This is a genomic window from Arthrobacter sp. SLBN-112, from assembly GCF_030944625.1.
Taxonomy (GTDB): Bacteria; Actinomycetota; Actinomycetes; order Actinomycetales; family Micrococcaceae; genus Arthrobacter.
On the sequence record NZ_JAUSXY010000001.1, the window covers coordinates 3649868 to 3665648 of the forward strand.

Here is a 15781-nt window from a genome sequence, read left to right on the forward strand (position 1 = left end):
ATTCTAGCCCCTTTGGGCCGTTCTGCCCGAAACCGGGCGGCTGCCCGGGTACGGCAACCACCCGGCCCTGAACCTCATTTATCGCGGGGCGCCGCGGCGTCGGAGACGATGTCGATGCGCCAGCCGGTCAGCTTCGCCGCCAGGCGGGCGTTCTGGCCTTCCTTGCCGATGGCCAGGGACAGCTGGTAGTCGGGAACCACCACCCGGGCGGACCGGGTTGCTTCATCGGTGATAGTGACCGAATTCACACGCGACGGCGAGAGGGCGCTGGCGATGAAGGTCGCCGGGTTCTCGCTGAAATCGACGATGTCGATCTTTTCGTCGTTGAGCTCGGTCATGACCGCACGGACCCGCGAGCCCATTTCCCCGATGCAGGCGCCCTTTGCGTTGATCCCGGGAGTGTTCGCCTTCACGGCGATCTTGGTGCGGTGTCCGGCTTCGCGTGCCAGTGCGACGATTTCCACGGAGTGATCGGCAATTTCAGGCACTTCGAGTTCGAAGAGCTTCCGGACGAGGCCCGGGTGCGAGCGGGACAGCGTAACCGAGGGCCCCTTGTTGCCGCGGTGGACATCGATGACCAGGGCGCGCAGGCGGTTGCCGTGGATGTACTTTTCCCCGGGAACCTGCTCGGGCGGCGGCAGCAGCGCCTCCAGCGATCCGAGGTTGACCTGGATCATGTGCGGGTTGTTGCCCTGCTGGATGGTGCCGGACACCAGTTCGCCTTCGCGGCCCTTGAATTCGCCCAGGACGTTGTCATCCTCGACGTCGCGGAGCCGCTGGAGGATGATCTGGCGCGCGGTGCTGGCAGCGATGCGGCCAAACCCTTCGGGGGTGTGCTCGAATTCGCCGATTGGAGCGCCGTCGTCGTCAATCTCGACAGCCCAGATGGTCACGTGGCCGCTCTTGCGGTCCAGCTCGGCACGCGCTTTTTCGAAGGCGCCGGGCGACTTGTGGTAGGCCACCAGGAGCGCTTGCTCGATGGTGGGGATCAGGAGGTCCAGCGGGATTTCACGCTCACGCTCCAAAAGTCTCAGTGCGCTCATGTCAATATCCATCAGGCCTCCTCGGAAGGTCCATTGTGTTCAGGTTCCAGACCATCCTCGGGGAGGTGGCTGAATTCGATCTCGACTTTTCCATTGCGGATCCTGTCGAAAGGAAGCTTTACGGGGTCGCCCTGCCGGGGCTTCATGCCCTTCTTGACGGCGACCTCGGGCACGAGGGTCACTCCGCCGTCGTCCACCGACTGGATGCGCCCGGTGACGTTCTCACCCTGGAGCACGTTGACCTTGACCATCCGGCCGCGGGCGCGGTGCCAGTGACGGGGTTCGGTCAGTGGACGCCCGACCCCGGGCGAGGACACCTCAAGGTCATACGGGCGGGTATCTGCGTTGGGGTCGCTGTCCAGGACATCGGAGAGCACCTTGGAGATATCGGCAATGACGTCCAGGCTGACGCCGCCCGTCTCCTCCTGCGGCAGGTCCACCACGACGTTGACCACCCGGTGCGAACCGGCGATGTTGATGACCACGTCCTCAAGGTAGAGCCGGTTGGCCTGGATGGCGGGCTCCAAGAGAGCCCGGAGCCGGGCGGCTTCGGGGTTGTGGGCCGGTGCGGATCCGCTTCCCGTACCCGCGTGGTCTGGTGAAGCCGTGGCTTCTGCATTGCTCACGATGCCGGCCGCCCTCCCTATAGATGATGTGGTGTTTACTAGCGTAGCTATTTTACCGGCCCAGCGGTGCACCGGGGTTCCCCCGCAGCGTGACACCATGGTCTGTTGTGAAAGACCGCCGCCACGACAGCCGCCCGCGCCTGCGCCCGCTCCGTTATGCCGTCTTCGCGCTGGCGGCGCTGGTTGTCCTGAGCCTCGGTTTCGCCCTGATTCCCGCGGATAAACCCGCCCCGTCCCCGCCATCCTTTTCGGAGCGGGCCAGGTCGGCGGCCTTCAGTGACGCCCTGGACCTGCGGGCTGCGGGACAGGGCCTGGCCGTCAACGGTGCAGTGGATTCCACCACGGTGGATGGTGTTGTGACGTTGCTGACCATCCAGGCCAAGGCACTCCAGTCCCCCGCCCCCGCACCTGCTGCGCAGGGGTCAGCTTCCCCGTCGCCGGCACCGACGAGGCCTGCCAGGGGCGCGGCAGAGTTGGTCCAGGCGCTCGCTGCCAGCGGAGTTGCCCGCGTCAAGGACGCAGAAGCGGCCGACGGCGGCATGGCACGGCTTCTCGCCGGCACCGGCATCGCACAACTGCTCGCCGCCGGGAGGCTCGCTGCGGCCGCCGGGGTGCCGGCGCCGCAAGGCACGGCAGCAGGACCTGACGGGGACGTGTCCGGGGCTGACTCCAGCGCGTCCCCTTGCGTGGCGCCGTCGGCCGTGGCGGCCGCGCCGGAGGCCACCGAGCCCGGCGCTCCTGCAGACATCCGCCAGGCACTGGCCGCGGTAACTGCCGCTGAGCAGCAGGCCGTCTACGCCTACCAGGCGGCCCTCCCCCGCCTCGTTCCGGCGGAGGCGGGCCCGGCGTCGGATTTCCTGGGTCAGCACAAGGGCCTCACCGCGTCCGCGGAAGCGCGCCTTCGGGTTGCCTGCGGCGCGTCCGTGCCGCAACAGCCGGGGTACATCCTTGATGGCGGCTTCCTGGCCGCACCGGCGGCGGGGTTGGGCCGGATCGAAGCATCAACCCTGGCGCCCTACGGCGATGTCGTGGCATTATCCCAGGGCCAGGACCGGGCATGGGCGCTGTCAGCACTGCAGTCCGCGGCCGCCCGGGCCGCGCGGTGGGGCGTGGACCCGGGACCTGTTCCAGGCCTCAACCTGGACGTGGGGCAACTGCCGGCGCTTCGTGCCGGCGGCGCTGTCACGGCGTCGCCCGCAGCGTCCTGAACGCCAACCGCCCCACCCCCCTTTGAATTCCAGGGCACAGGCCCGCAATGAACCGTGGTGGAAGGGTGGCACCGGAGCATCCGGGGTGGTTTGCTGAAGGCATGAACGCGGACGAACCTGCCGATTCCCCGGGAATCAATCCGGAAACCCCGGAACTGCACCGCCATCTTGAAACTGAACCCCACGGCAACGATATTGCCCACCGGCTGAACTGGCTGCGTGCCGGCGTGCTGGGGGCCAACGATGGCATCGTCTCCGTGGCGGCGATCGTGGTGGGCGTGGCCGGGGCCACCGCCGAATCGGGCCCCATCCTCACGGCGGGCGTCGCCGGAGTGGTGGGCGGTGCGGTGTCGATGGCGTTGGGCGAGTACGTTTCCGTCAGCAGCCAAAGCGACAGCCAGCGGGCCCTCATCGAGAAGGAACGCCGGGAACTGGCGGAAGAACCGGACGCGGAACTGGCGGAGTTGACCGCCATTTACCAGGCCAAGGGCCTGGCCCCGGAAACAGCGGCCAAGGTGGCCGAGGAACTCACGGCGCATGACGTCCTGGCCGCGCACTTGTCCGCCGAACTGAACATCGACGAAACGGACATCGTCAGTCCCTGGCACGCGGCGTTCGCATCGGCGCTCGCCTTTACGATCGGCGCCATCCTGCCCATGCTGGCCATCCTCCTGCCGCCGCCGGAGATCCGTATCCCGCTGACCTTCGTGTCGGTCTTGGTGGCCTTGGCGTTGACGGGAGCCTTGGGTGCCTGGATTGGTGGCGGCTCAAGAACCAAGGCGGCCGTCAGGGTAGTGGTGGGCGGTGCACTGGCACTGGCGGCAACCTTCCTGATTGGCAACCTGCTCGGCGCCTCGGGGGTTGTCTGATCCGGTGGTCAAGGCAGCGGCAGTACCCATTCCTCCGGACCTTGCGGCGCGCTACGCACGCACCAGTGCAGGCCGGGCCTGGATTGCCGGCTTACCGCGTTTGCTGCAGGAACGCCTGGAGCAGTGGCGGCTCGACGTTGACCTGGCACCAGGCAGTCTCCCCTGGAACGGGCACGGCGGTGTGGTAGTCCCGGTGCTGCAGGACGACGGGTCCCCGGCGGCCCTCAAGATCGCCTTCCCCCACGACGAGGCCAGGGTTGAGCGCCATGCGCTGGCCCTGTGGGGCGGCCAGGGGGCCGTGGCCCTGCTGGCCTCGGATGCCGGGTCATGTGCCATGCTCCTGGAACGCCTAGACGCCGGCAGGTCGTTGGCTGCCCTGTCAATGGACGACGCCGTCCCGGTGTGGGGCGGCCTGGTCCGGCAGTTGGGACTTTCCCCGGACCCACGCGCCGAGTGGCAGGAGTTCGGCCACATCGCTGCGCGTGCCGAGCAGTGGAGCGACGACTTTCCCGCGGACTGGGAGCAACTGGGCCGGCCTTTTCCCCGCTGGCTGCTGGAGGCAGCCCTTGAGGTGTGCCAGACCCGCGGCGCAGTGGGCCGCCGGTCCGCCCGGGACCTGCTGGTCCACACGGACCTGCATTTCCTCAATGTCCTGGCCCGTCCGGGGACCGCGACGCCGGACGGACCACACCCGCTGGATGGATACGCAGCCATCGATCCGCAGCCAATGATCGGCGAGCCCGAGTTCGCCGTCGCCCCCTTGCTGTGGAACCGCCTGACGGACCTGCCGGCGAACGACGCCGGTGGCGGCCTGCTGCGGCGCTGCCACGACTTCAGCAGGGCCGCCAGCCTCGACCCTGACGTTGCCAGGCAATGGGGTATCGCCAGGGAAGTGGAGAACGCATTGTGGTATGCCGCGCATGGGCACCACGGTGACCTGGCCCGGTCGCTGTGGGTGGCCAGCACCCTGGCCGGCACCACGCTGGACGGCCTGCCGCATCCCCATGACCTGCCGGAGCCCGGCCAGAGTGGATAGGTGCGGGCAGTCAGGCAGGCTCAGGCGGGCCGTGAACGCTCAGGAATTCCGCACGGCGGCCAGGGCTGAGCGGACAGCTTCCACGGCGGTGGCGACGTCGGCTCCGGCGGTATGCCAGTTGCTCACGGAGACCCGGAGGATCTCGCGGTCCTGCCAGTGCGAACCGGACATCCATACTTTTCCGTCCTCGATGATGCGGGCGGTCACCGCACGGGTGGTGTCGTCGTCGCCGAACGCAATGCACACCTGGGTGTAGCCGACGTCGTTGAGGACCTCCACGCCATCCAGCGCAGCCAGGCCTCCGGCAATCGCGGCGGCGGCAGCCGCGAGCCCGGCCACCTGGGCTGCCACACCGTCGCGGCCCAGGCTTTTCAGCGCCGCCCAGACCGGGACTCCGCGTGCGCGCCGCGACAGTTCGGGAACTTTCTCGAACGGGTCCCCCGGCCCTTCGGCATCGTGCACGAGATAGCTGGCGTGCAGGCCCATGGCGGACCGGAGCGCCGCGGCGTCCCGGACGATCGCGATGCCGCAGTCGTAGGGCACGTTCAGGGTCTTGTGGGCGTCGGTGCCCCACGAGTCTGCTTCTTCGAAGCCTGCAGTGAGGTGCCGCAGTTCCGGCGCGGCGGCCGCCCATAATCCGAACGCGCCGTCGACGTGTACCCAGGCCCCGCGCCTGCGTGCGACGGCGATGGCCTCGGCGAAGGGGTCAAAGGCGCCGGAGTGCAGGTTGCCCGCTTGCAGGCACACCAGGGCGGGTCCGGTGCCGGCGGCGAGGGCGGCATCCAGCGCGGCGGGAACCAGACGGCCCTGCCCGTCGGCGTCGACCGCCGTCGGCTGTCCCAGCCCGAGGTACCGCAGGCCAAGGTCCACGGTGTCGTGCCGCTCCCTGCCCACAAAGCAACGGATCCGGGGCGCACCGGACAGGCCGTCCCGGTCCAGATCCCAGCCCTCGTCGGAAAGCAACCGCCAGCGCGCGGCAGCCATTCCGGTGAAGTTTGCCATGGTGGCGCCGGTGACGAACCCGACGTCGGCGGCGGCCGGCAACCCCAGCAAGTCCAGCAGCCAGGCGCCGGCGGCTTCCTCAATGGCAGCCGTTGCCGGGGTGGCGTAGCGCAGGCCTGCATTCTGGTCCCAAGCGCTGACCAGCCAGTCCGAGGCAAGGGCAGCGGGAAGGGTACCGCCGATCACCCAGCCGAAGAACCGGCCGGCGGGCATGGCCATGAGCCCGGGTTCGGCCGCGGTGGCAAGCAGGTCGATGACGTCTGCGGCAGGCATGCCCGCTGCCGGCAGCGGGCCGCCAAACGCTGCCGCGAGCTCGGACGCGTGCAGGCTGGGTCCCACCGGGCGGTCGAGAAGGCTGGCCAGCCAGGCCTGCGAATGCCTCGCCGCCGCCGCCAGTGCCGGTGCATACTCGTCGTCGCCGGGTGCCATACGTGCATGCTACGCCCGGCGGGTCCAGGCGACGAGGGCCCGTTCCGGGGAGGGATCAGCCGAAGTTGTCCTGCCAGACGTCGTAGCCGAGCTTGACGATCAGCGCGCCAACAACCACCAGGAAGACCACACGGACGAACTTGCTTCCCTGGTTCACGGCGGTGCGGGCGCCCAGGTAGCCGCCGGCCATGTTGGCTGCCCCGAGCAGCAGGCCAATGCCCCACAGGATGGACCCGTGCGGCAGGAAGAACAGCAGTGCACCGGCGTTGGTGGCCATGTTCACGATCTTGGCTTTGGCGCTGGCTTCGAGGAAGGCGTAGCCCATGGCGGACACCAGGGCGATCACCAGGAAGGATCCTGTCCCGGGGCCGATGAGTCCGTCGTAGAAGCCGATCACGGCACCGATGAGGCAGGCGACGACGTAGTGCTTGCGGCCGTCATGCCGCAGCGCCGTCAGCTCACCCACATTGGGCTTCAGCGCGGTGAAGAGCGCGACGGCGACCAGCGCCACCACGATGATCGGCTTGAAGACCCCCGCCGGCAGGGAGGCGGCCAGGCTGGCGCCGCCGAAACTGCCTGCCAGGGCTATGACGGCCATGGGGACGGCGGTCCGGAGGTCCGGCCCCACCCGCCGGTAGTACGTGGCGGCACTGGTGGCGGTTCCGAAGATGGAGCCCATCTTGTTGGTAGCCAGGGCCTGCACGGGCGCGATGCCGGGAACCAGGAGGAGCGCAGGAAGCTGGATGAGGCCTCCCCCGCCCACAACCGCGTCGACCCAGCCGGCTGCGAACCCAGCCACCACGATCAGGATGATGGTGGTGAGCTGGATCGATTCGAAGCCGGAGATCACTGGTTGCGGACGGCGTTGACCACGTAGTCGACGGCCTTGTCCACTGCAACGTTCTCGGCTTCGCCGCTGCGGCGGTCCTTGATCTCCACCACGCCGTCCACCAGTCCGCGGCCCACGGCCAGGATGGTGGGTACGCCCACGAGCTCGGCGTCGCCGAACTTCACGCCGGGAGAGACCTTGGGGCGGTCATCGTAGATGACGGACAAGCCGGCCTCTTCGAGTTCAGCAGAGAGCTTTTCCGCTGCCTGGAAGATCTCGTCCCCGCGGCCCACAGCCACGACGTGGACGTCGGCCGGAGCCACCGTGCGGGGCCAGACCAGGCCGCGGTCATCGTGGTTGGCTTCGGCCAGCGCGGCAACGGCCCGCGTCACGCCGACGCCGTAGGAGCCCATGGTGACCACCACCTGCTTGCCGTTCTGGTCCAGGACCTTGAGGTCCAGGGCTTCGGCGTACTTGCGGCCGAGCTGGAAGATGTGGCCCATCTCGATGCCGCGGGCGGTCTCCAAGGGGCCGGAACCGTCAGGTGAGGGGTCGCCGGCGCGGACTTCGGTGCACTCGATGACGCCGTCCCAGGTGAAATCGCGGCCGGCCACCAGGCCGAAGACGTGCTTGCCTGCCTGGTTGGCGCCGGTGATCCACGCCGTTCCGCTTACCACCCGCGGGTCCACCAGGTAGAGCATCTTCGTTGCGCTCCCGGCGCCAAGGAGCGGCTGGTCCAGGGAAAGGCCGGGGCCCAGGTAGCCCTTGACGATCAGCGGCTGTTTCTTGAGATCTTCCTCACCGGCCTGCTCAAGGCCGATTTCGCCGGCGATCGGCAGGAACGCGCCGATGTTGGCTTCCACGCGCTTGAGGTCCACGGCGCGGTCGCCGGGAACTCCGATGACCACCAGCTGCCGCTCACCGGTGGGCAGGGTGACGGCGAGGACGACGTTCTTGAGCGTGTCGGCGGCGGTCCAGGCGCCCCCGTCGGCCTCTGACCGCGGGGCAATCTGGTTCGAAGCGGCAACCAGGGTCTCGATGGTGGGAGTATCCGGGGTGTCCAGGACCTTGGCGGCCGGGGCGTTGCTGAAGTCGATCTCGTCGGGGACCACGGTGGTGACGGCCTCAACGTTGGCTGCATAGCCGCCGGCGGAGCGGACGAAGGTATCCTCGCCGATCTCTGTCGGGAACAGGAATTCCTCGCTCTTGGAGCCGCCCATGGCCCCGGCGGTGGCTGCCACCGGAACGACCTCCAGCCCCAGGCGTTCAAAGATCTTCAGGTAGGCACCGCGGTGGGCCGCGTAGCTGGCATCCAGGCCGGCGTCGTCGACGTCGAAAGAGTAGGAGTCCTTCATGATGAACTCGCGGCCGCGCAGGAGGCCTGCCCGCGGGCGTGCCTCGTCACGGTACTTGTTCTGGATCTGGTACAGGCTGAGCGGCAGGTCCTTGTAGGAGGAGTACAGGTCCTTGACCAGGAGCGTGAACATTTCCTCGTGCGTGGGGGCCAGCAGGTAATCGGCACCCTTGCGGTCCTGGAGCCGGAACAGGCCCTCACCGTATTCGGTCCACCGGTTGGTGGCCTCGTACGGCTCGCGCGGGAGCAGTGCCGGGAAGTGCACTTCCTGGGCGCCGATGGCAGCCATTTCCTGGCGGATGATCTCCTCGACCTTACGCAGGACGCTCAGCCCCAGCGGAAGCCACGTGTAGATTCCGGGAGCCGCGCGGCGGATGTAGCCGGCGCGGACCAACAGTTTGTGGCTGGCAACCTCGGCGTCGACGGGGTCTTCGCGCAGCGTGCGCAGGAAAAGCTGGGAGAGTCGTAGGACCACGGGTGGTATCCGTTTCTGGGGAGGTGCTGGGTCAGCAGTGCCGGACAATTCGTCTGGATACTAATCTACCGGCACACAACCTGCAGTACGGACTGGCCGGGCACGGCGGCCGGGCACGGCATCCCGCCGCGCCGGAAACAGTAGGGCCACGCCCGGAAAATACAAAGCCCCTGGCCCCCCAGTGAGGCTGGTCATCGCATCCGGGCGTGGCCCAACGCCGTTATCGCCTTAGTACTGGTGAGGACTGGTGAGACCGCCCACCCCACTTCCAGCGCAGCTAGATTGAACCTATGTGATGGTGCACACGTTTGACAAGTGTTTTCACATCGCGGGATGCCCTTGTCCGTTCTTCCGCCCAGGCCTACATTTAATTCACCAGGTGATGAATTCTCCGGGCTGACCCGCCCGGCCAGGCCTGAGGCAGCGATGGAGGCGGCATGTCCCACTCGGCAGCACCATTGGCACCGGCCCGCGGCCAGGACGCCGCGGCCATCGTGGCCTCAGCACTGACCGTGAAACTGGGCCGGCGTCCCGTACTGCTTGGAGTGGACTTCAGCATTCCCACCGGACGCATCACCGGCCTGCTGGGACCCTCCGGAAGCGGCAAGACCACCCTGATGCGCACCATCGTGGGGGTTCAGCGCATCGCCGGCGGGACGGTCGAGGTCCTGGGCATGCCCGCTGGAAGTTCCGCGCTGCGGCGGCAGGTTGGTTACGTCACCCAGTCCCCCAGTGTCTACCCGGACCTGACCGTCGAGGCGAACGTCCGCTACTTCGGTGCCATGCACCGGAAACGGAAAGCCGACGTGGCCGAGGCAATTGCCGCCGTCGGCCTCGAAGCATTGGCACGCCGCAAAACCGCCGACCTGTCCGGCGGCCAGGTCAACCGCGTTTCCCTGGCCTGCGCCCTGGTGGCGCACCCCCGCCTGTTGGTGTTGGACGAGCCCACGGTCGGCCTGGATCCTGTCCTCCGGGCCGATCTTTGGGAACGATTCCGGGCGATGGCACGGGCCGGAACGACGCTCCTGGTCTCCAGCCACGTCATGGAGGAGGCCAGCCGCTGCGACACGCTGCTGCTGTTGCGGGAGGGCCGGCTCCTCGCGCAGCTCACGCCCGGCGAGCTCAGCAGGAGGGGGCACAGCAGCAACCTGGAACAGGCCTTCCTGGCCATCATCCGGGACGCCGACCACGCCGGGACAGGGGTTGACCCTGCCGGCGTGGAAGCCGCCGGGCCGGACGGGAGGGTGCTCTGATGGACGCCCTGATGATGCTTGCCACCACCCGCCGGGTGCTCAGCCAGCTCCGCCACGACCACCGCAGCATCGCCATGATCCTGGTGGTGCCGGCGCTGCTGCTCACGGCGGTGTACTTCCTCTACGAGAACGAGACGCTGCCGCCAGGTGCTCCCCGGACGTTCGACCGCGTGGGACTGATGATGCTGGCCATCTTTCCGTTCGTGGTGATGTTCCTGGTCACCTCCATCACCATGCTGCGGGAACGGACGTCCGGGACGCTGGAACGGCTGCTCACCACGCCGGTACACAAGGCCGACCTGCTGTTCGGGTACGGCGTGGCCTTCTCCCTGATGGCAGCCCTGCAGTCGCTGGTGGCCACGGCGGTGGCCTATTGGATTTTTGGCCTGGACATCGCCGGTGCTCCGGGCTTCGTGGTGTTGATCGCGGTGATCAACGCCGTCCTGGGCGTAGCGCTCGGCTTGTTCTGTTCGGCATTCGCCAGGACCGAATTCCAGGCAGTCCAGTTCATGCCGGTGGTGGTGGTGCCGCAGATCCTGCTGTGCGGCCTTTTCGTTGCCCGCGACCGGATGAATGATGTCCTGGAGGCAATCTCCAACGTGCTTCCCCTGACCTATTCCGTGGACGCCCTCCAGGAGGTTGCTGCCCATGCGGACGCCACCGACCGGTTGTGGCAGGACGCCGCGGCCATGGCCGCCATCGCGCTCGGCGTCCTGGTGCTCGCCGCGCTCACCCTCCGCCGGCGGACGGCGTGACCCTCCCCGGACCGGGGACTCCTGCAGCCCGCCCGGTGGGGTCCGCCGGCCGCCGCGGACGCCGTGGCGGTGCCACCGCGTCCCGGGACCACATCCTCGAGGCCGCCCGGAGGCTCTTCGCCGAGCACGGCTTCGACGGGACCAGCCTTCGCCAGGTGGCCCGCACCGCGGGAGTGGATCCGGCAATGATCCACCACTTCTTCAACGGCAAGGACGAACTTTTCGCGCTTAGCGTGGAACTGCCTGCCGATCCGGAGCAGGTCCTGGCCGGCATGGCGGAATCAAACCCTGACCAGCGGGCGGAATTGATCGTCCGGACAGTGCTCCGGCTCTGGGAAAGCCCTGCCCAGGCCGGCCTCCTGGCCTTCCTGCGGGGAACCATCGGATCCACAGCCAAAACGTCGCTGCTGCGGGAGGCGGTGGCACGCCGGGTGATCAGCAGGATCACGGCGTCGGTTCCCGGGCCGCCCGAGGAGGTGGCGCTGCGCGGAAACCTCGTGGCAACCCAGATCGTGGGTTTGATGATGGTCCGCTATGTGGTGCGGCTGGAACCGCTGGCGTCAGCGCCACCGGAGGACGTTGTGCGGCTGGTCGCGCCGACCGTGCAGCGCTACCTGACCGGCCCTATTTGACCAGGGCGGCAGCCGCGTCGAGGAGCGCACCCGCCCGCTGGACGGCGTCGGCCTCGCTCGCGCCGCCGGACGCGACCGAGGTGAGCACCACGCCCTGGTGGACCACCTGGGCCGTGACCGTGGACTGCGTGCGGCCGTCCGGCAGCGAGCTGTCCGTGCGGTACGCGACGGCGCCGGGAACCGAACTGACCCCCGGCACGGCTTTCACGGTGACCGCAATCTCCATTCCCGAGGCAGTCATGGTCATGGACGAGCACTTCGCCAGCTGCTCCGACGAGTCCGCGACCTTGGCGAGGAAGCTCTGGTCCAGGCCCGCTATCAGTGACAGTGCCGTGGCTGCCCCGGTGCCGGTATCGGTGCTCATGCCTATCGCCATGGCGGCGCCGTCAACGGACGGCACGGTGCTGGCGGCAGCGAGTTCCTTGCACTCAGCAGGCTTGACATCGATGGAGGCGAGCATGGTTTTGGTTTGCTCCAGCGTGGTGGCGATGTCGCCTGTGGGCAGGACGGTCAGCCTCCGGTCCGCCGCATCCCTGACCTGTGCCACGATGGCTGCCAGCTGTTCGGCTGTATAGGCCTTGGCCGTGGGTGTGGGCGTTGCCGTGGGGGTCGGGGGCGCCGTCGTTTGGGACGCCGCGGGCGCTGCCGTGGAGGAATCTGCTGCCTGCGGGGATGCCGGTCCGCCGCATCCGGATACCGCAATGGCCAGAAGGGCAGAAGCCCCGAATATTCCCAGCACGGACTTCTTCATTTTTCCCCCAATTTTCAGTTCACCTCCGGCGGACGCCGCTAGAAAAGAACTGTAGCGAACGTGCCCACCTGCCGGAAGCCGACACGTTCGTAGGTGGACCTGGCCTTGGTGTTGAAACCGTTGACGTACAGGCTTGTCACCGGCGCGATCTTCTGCGCTTTTTCCACCACTGCCGACATGTAGCCGGAGCTCAGGCCCCGGCCGCGGTACCGGGGATTCATCCACACACCTTGGACCTGGGTGACGTCCGCGGTCACGGCCCCCAACTCGGCCTTGAATACCACTTCGTGGGCCTCGTTGAGGTGGACCAGGGAGTGGCCCTGCCGGATGAGGCCTTCCACCCTGCGGCTGTAGAACTCCCTGCCGCCCAGGTAGGGCGAGTACCCCACCTCTTCCTCGAACATGGCGGCGCAGGCGGGAAGGATGCGGTCAAAGTCGGCGAGGTTGCCCTGGGCCAGGCCGGGGTGGGGTTGGACGCGGGGCGGATCCTGGATGACCATCAGCGGCTGGTCTGCCCGGACTTCATGGGCACGGTGCCCCCGCTGGGCGAGTTCTGTATTGAGTGCAAGGACGGCCTCGGCGGGGCCGAAGGCCGACGCATACCGGCGGCCGGAGCTGTTCGCGGCCTCTGCCACGAGGGGCGCCAGTGCGGGGTCCAGCTGGACCGGGACCAGGTTGGCCCCGGCCCAGCAGGCGCCGGTCAGGACGCCGTTGTCGAAGACGCCGATAACGCCGGCCCCGCCGGCGGTGGGGGCCGCGGTGCCCGTGGCGCGCAAATGCGCCAGGATGAACACGTTGGTCACGGGATCCTGCTGCGCCAGAAGGCTCAGCGAGGCGGTGTCCTGGCCGTCAAGCGTACGGACGGAAATACCCGCAGGGTCTGGAACGTCCCTACGAGACGCTAACCACGGGCGCTACCCTTGACAGCATCTTCGCCATCGGCCTCCCCCATCTCTTCCGCGATACGCATGGCCTCTTCGATCAGTGTCTCAACAATTGCGCTCTCAGGGACAGTCTTGATGACCTCGCCCTTCACAAAGATCTGGCCCTTGCCGTTTCCGGAGGCAACGCCGAGATCGGCCTCGCGGGCCTCGCCCGGACCGTTCACGACGCAGCCCATGACGGCGACACGCAGCGGGATCTCCATTCCTTCCAACCCTGCGGTGACCTGTTCGGCCAGGGTGTAGACGTCCACCTGGGCCCGGCCGCAGGAGGGGCAGGAGACGATTTCCAGCTTGCGGGGGCGAAGGTTCAGGGACTGGAGGATCTGGTTGCCTACCTTGATCTCCTCCACCGGCGGGGCAGAGAGGGACACGCGGATGGTGTCACCGATCCCGCGGGACAGGAGCGCCCCGAACGCGGTGGCGGACTTGATGGTTCCCTGGAATGCGGGGCCGGCCTCGGTGACGCCGAGGTGCAGCGGCCAGTCACCCTTTTCGGCGAGCATTTCGTAGGCGGCCACCATGACCACGGGGTCGTTGTGCTTGACCGAGATTTTGAAGTCGTGGAAGCCGTGCTCCTCGAAGAGGGACGCTTCCCAGACAGCGGACTCGACCAGGGCTTCGGGAGTGGCCTTGCCGTACTTCTTGAGGATGCCCGGTTCCAGGGAGCCGGCGTTGACGCCGATGCGGATCGAGGTGCCGTGGTCCTTCGCCGCGGCCGCGATTTCCTTGATCTGGTCATCAAACTTCCGGATGTTGCCGGGATTCACGCGAACTGCCGCGCACCCGGCTTCAATGGCCGCGAACACGTACTTGGGCTGGAAGTGGATGTCCGCGATCACCGGGATCTGGGACTTGCGGGCGATGATGGGCAGCGCCTCGGCATCGTCGGCGGACGGGCAGGCGACGCGCACGATGTCGCAGCCGGACGCCGTCAGTTCGGCAATCTGCTGGAGGGTGGCATTGATGTCCGTGGTGGGCGTGGTGGTCATGGACTGCACGCTGATGGGGAAATCAGATCCTACGCCTACCGAGCCGACTTTGATCTGGCGCGTCTTGCGGCGGGGCGCAAGGACGGGCGGCGGTGCTGACGGCATTCCCAGGCTGACCGAGGTCACGTGGACTCCTTGAGTTGAAAGGGTAGGGAGGCGGCTACGCGGCGAGCCCGGCGAGCATGCCGGTGACCGGTGACCATTCGGTGATACGGGTTCCGGCGACGACGCCGGCTGCGGCAAACGGGTCCTGCTTGAGGATCGAGTTCAGGGCTGCTTCGTCTGCGGCCGTGACGATCAAGAGGGCGCCGGCACCGTCGCCGTAGGGGCCGCTGGCGACGATGACGCCGTCCTCTGCCAGGCCGCCGGTCCATTCCCGGTGCGCGGGCCGGACCTCGTTGCGGGTTTCGGTGGAGTTGGCGGCGTAAACGTACTCAACGGCAAAAACTGTCATACGGCTACCCTATCGCCATGCCTGCCTTCGCACCCATCCGGACCATCCCGGCACGGAGCCCGATGCCCGTTTACTGCAGGAAGAGGACCTTGACGGCGGCGGCGGTCCCGGCCGCCCAAAGCATGGAGGTGAGGGTTCCGATGATGAAGCGCTCCGCGGCCACCGGGGTTTCTTTGAGTTCGGCGAACCTGCCAAGGCCCTTGATGGCGACGATGTAGGCGATCGCGACCGGCTGGCCGGCCAGGATGGCAAGGCACACCCCCAGCCGTTCCAGCACGCCAATGATGGCGCCGCCGCGCAGGATGCGCTGGCTGGGTGCTGAGGCTTCGGCGGCAGTGCCGTCCGACGACGGCGGGCCGGTATGCGCCGTCAACTCACCGTCAACTGCCTGGCCTCCCGCCGTTCCCGCCGCTCCACGGAGCGCGTCCGCGTCCGGGGCGGCGTCCTGGCCGCCGAGAGACGGGGATGGCTCGTCCACGGTGACGTCTGCGGACGGGTCCTGGGCAGCGGGACGGGCTTCCCCTGCCGTTCTGGCGGCGTCGGCTTTGTCATCAATGGTCCTGGCAAGCTTGAAGACCAGGGCCGTGACCGGCCATCCCGCGAAGCCTGCCACCACCAGGGCAACGGCCACCCACAGTGCGGTCACTTGTCTCCTCCATTGCCGATGACTGTTTCTTCGGCCGGAACCACCCGCGCCTGGGCGACATCAAGCAGCATGGACGCAGCCGGCCGTGCTGCCCATTCTTCCTGCCACCCGGAGCGAAGCACGGTGCGGCTCACGGACTGCTCCGAAATTCCGAGTTCCCTGGCCACCTGTTTCTGGCTGCCGTGCCGGGCCGGACCGTGCCGCCCTGCCCCGTCCGCGCCGGCATCAAGGTGCCGCAGTGCATCAATCACCCGCCACTGGGCGTCCGTCCGCTCCTGGACCAGGCGGCCCAGCAGCCTCAGCACCGCTTCCGCGTTGGCGCATGTCCGCTCCCCTTCCCCGGCAGGGACACTCCCGCCTGCCTCCCCTGCCATGATGCCGGCCACCACTGACAACGGCACCTGGGAACCGGCAGCCTTGGCACGTTCAACGGCCTTGCGGGCGGCAACAAACGCGGATCCGGCGCCTTCCCGCGGGCTGGCGCCT

At 67.9% G+C, this 15781-nt stretch carries 15 protein-coding genes and 1 pseudogene; 6 read left to right on the forward strand and 10 right to left on the reverse strand.

From position 1 onward, the window contains the following. Window positions 1–74: 74 nt before the first annotated feature. Window positions 75–1055: a transcription termination factor NusA gene (gene nusA / locus QF050_RS16995; protein WP_308931466.1), complete on the reverse strand. Its 981-nt coding sequence runs from the start codon at window positions 1053–1055 to the stop codon at window positions 75–77. Further along, the gene (rimP, locus tag QF050_RS17000; protein ID WP_308931467.1) at window positions 1055–1669 is read right to left on the reverse strand and encodes a ribosome maturation factor RimP; all 615 of its coding nucleotides are present in this window, start codon (window positions 1667–1669) and stop codon (window positions 1055–1057) included. Before rimP ends, nusA begins: the two co-directional genes overlap by 1 nt. Before the next feature lie 107 nt (window positions 1670–1776). Between rimP and QF050_RS17005 the strand changes: the two genes are divergently transcribed. From QF050_RS17005 to QF050_RS17015, 3 genes are all read left to right on the forward strand, one after another. Continuing rightward, window positions 1777–2877, forward strand: coding sequence for a DUF4439 domain-containing protein (locus QF050_RS17005; protein WP_308931468.1), 1101 nt, complete (start codon window positions 1777–1779; stop codon window positions 2875–2877). A gap of 101 nt (window positions 2878–2978) precedes the next feature. Beyond that, complete coding sequence (locus QF050_RS17010; RefSeq protein WP_308931469.1) at window positions 2979–3746, forward strand: VIT family protein; 768 nt, start codon at window positions 2979–2981, stop codon at window positions 3744–3746. A 4-nt stretch (window positions 3747–3750) separates the two neighbouring features. Then, entirely contained in the window at window positions 3751–4782 is a 1032-nt protein-coding gene (locus QF050_RS17015; RefSeq protein WP_308932203.1) for an aminoglycoside phosphotransferase family protein, read from the forward strand. Between the two features lie 39 nt (window positions 4783–4821). Here the strand turns inward: QF050_RS17015 and QF050_RS17020 are convergent, their stop codons facing one another. Genes QF050_RS17020 through QF050_RS17030 form a run of 3 tightly spaced genes read right to left on the reverse strand, consistent with a single transcriptional unit; the run spans window position 4822 to window position 8871 of the window. Next, window positions 4822–6213 (reverse strand): pyridoxal-dependent decarboxylase, encoded by a 1392-nt coding sequence (locus tag QF050_RS17020; protein WP_308931470.1) that lies wholly within the window; start codon window positions 6211–6213, stop codon window positions 4822–4824. 55 nt (window positions 6214–6268) lie between these two features. Next, entirely contained in the window at window positions 6269–7063 is a 795-nt protein-coding gene (locus tag QF050_RS17025) for a TSUP family transporter (RefSeq protein ID WP_308931471.1), read from the reverse strand. Next, window positions 7060–8871 carry a proline--tRNA ligase gene (locus QF050_RS17030; RefSeq protein WP_308931472.1) on the reverse strand — a complete coding sequence of 604 codons (1812 nt, stop codon included), beginning with the start codon at window positions 8869–8871 and terminating at the stop codon, window positions 7060–7062. The genes QF050_RS17025 and QF050_RS17030 overlap by 4 nt, the downstream gene beginning before the upstream one ends. A 437-nt stretch (window positions 8872–9308) precedes the next feature. Here QF050_RS17030 and QF050_RS17035 point away from each other — a divergent pair, with 437 nt between their 5' ends. From QF050_RS17035 to QF050_RS17045, 3 genes are read left to right on the forward strand one after another with little or no spacing between them, the layout of a single operon-like run. Beyond that, a complete protein-coding gene (locus QF050_RS17035) occupies window positions 9309–10124 on the forward strand; it encodes an ABC transporter ATP-binding protein (protein WP_308931473.1) in 816 nt (271 codons plus the stop codon). Next, on the forward strand, window positions 10124–10879 hold the full coding sequence (locus tag QF050_RS17040; RefSeq protein WP_374121538.1) for an ABC transporter permease: 756 nt from the start codon (window positions 10124–10126) through the stop codon (window positions 10877–10879). The genes QF050_RS17035 and QF050_RS17040 overlap by 1 nt, the downstream gene beginning before the upstream one ends. Continuing rightward, window positions 10876–11511, forward strand: a complete 636-nt coding sequence (locus tag QF050_RS17045; protein WP_308931474.1) for a TetR family transcriptional regulator — start codon at window positions 10876–10878, stop codon at window positions 11509–11511. Before QF050_RS17040 ends, QF050_RS17045 begins: the two co-directional genes overlap by 4 nt. Here QF050_RS17045 and QF050_RS17050 read toward each other — a convergent pair. From QF050_RS17050 to QF050_RS17070, 5 genes and pseudogenes are all read right to left on the reverse strand, one after another. After that, window positions 11504–12262: a hypothetical protein gene (locus QF050_RS17050; protein WP_308931475.1), complete on the reverse strand. Its 759-nt coding sequence runs from the start codon at window positions 12260–12262 to the stop codon at window positions 11504–11506. The two genes, QF050_RS17045 and QF050_RS17050, sit on opposite strands and share 8 nt — an antisense overlap. Before the next feature lie 38 nt (window positions 12263–12300). Then, window positions 12301–13065 carry a GNAT family N-acetyltransferase gene (locus QF050_RS17055; RefSeq protein WP_308931476.1) on the reverse strand — a complete coding sequence of 255 codons (765 nt, stop codon included), beginning with the start codon at window positions 13063–13065 and terminating at the stop codon, window positions 12301–12303. An 88-nt stretch (window positions 13066–13153) separates the two neighbouring features. Then, window positions 13154–14321, reverse strand: a pseudogene (gene ispG / locus QF050_RS17060) (flavodoxin-dependent (E)-4-hydroxy-3-methylbut-2-enyl-diphosphate synthase). 34 nt (window positions 14322–14355) lie between these two features. Beyond that, window positions 14356–14649 (reverse strand): YciI family protein, encoded by a 294-nt coding sequence (locus QF050_RS17065; RefSeq protein ID WP_308931477.1) that lies wholly within the window; start codon window positions 14647–14649, stop codon window positions 14356–14358. Between the two features lie 70 nt (window positions 14650–14719). Further along, on the reverse strand, window positions 14720–15295 hold the full coding sequence (locus QF050_RS17070) for a hypothetical protein (RefSeq protein ID WP_308931478.1): 576 nt from the start codon (window positions 15293–15295) through the stop codon (window positions 14720–14722). Window positions 15296–15781: the final 486 nt, after the last annotated feature.

Coding starts and splice junctions, on each gene's coding strand:
- QF050_RS17050 (WP_308931475.1), bottom strand. CDS start 12,262: ATGAAGAAGTCCGTGCTGGGAATATTCGGGGCTTCTGCCCTTCTGGCC.
- QF050_RS17065 (WP_308931477.1), bottom strand. CDS start 14,649: ATGACAGTTTTTGCCGTTGAGTACGTTTACGCCGCCAACTCCACCGAA.
- QF050_RS17040 (WP_374121538.1), top strand. CDS start 10,124: ATGGACGCCCTGATGATGCTTGCCACCACCCGCCGGGTGCTCAGCCAG.
- QF050_RS17010 (WP_308931469.1), top strand. CDS start 2,979: ATGAACGCGGACGAACCTGCCGATTCCCCGGGAATCAATCCGGAAACC.
- nusA (WP_308931466.1), bottom strand. CDS start 1,055: ATGGATATTGACATGAGCGCACTGAGACTTTTGGAGCGTGAGCGTGAA.
- QF050_RS17020 (WP_308931470.1), bottom strand. CDS start 6,213: ATGGCACCCGGCGACGACGAGTATGCACCGGCACTGGCGGCGGCGGCG.
- QF050_RS17035 (WP_308931473.1), top strand. CDS start 9,309: ATGTCCCACTCGGCAGCACCATTGGCACCGGCCCGCGGCCAGGACGCC.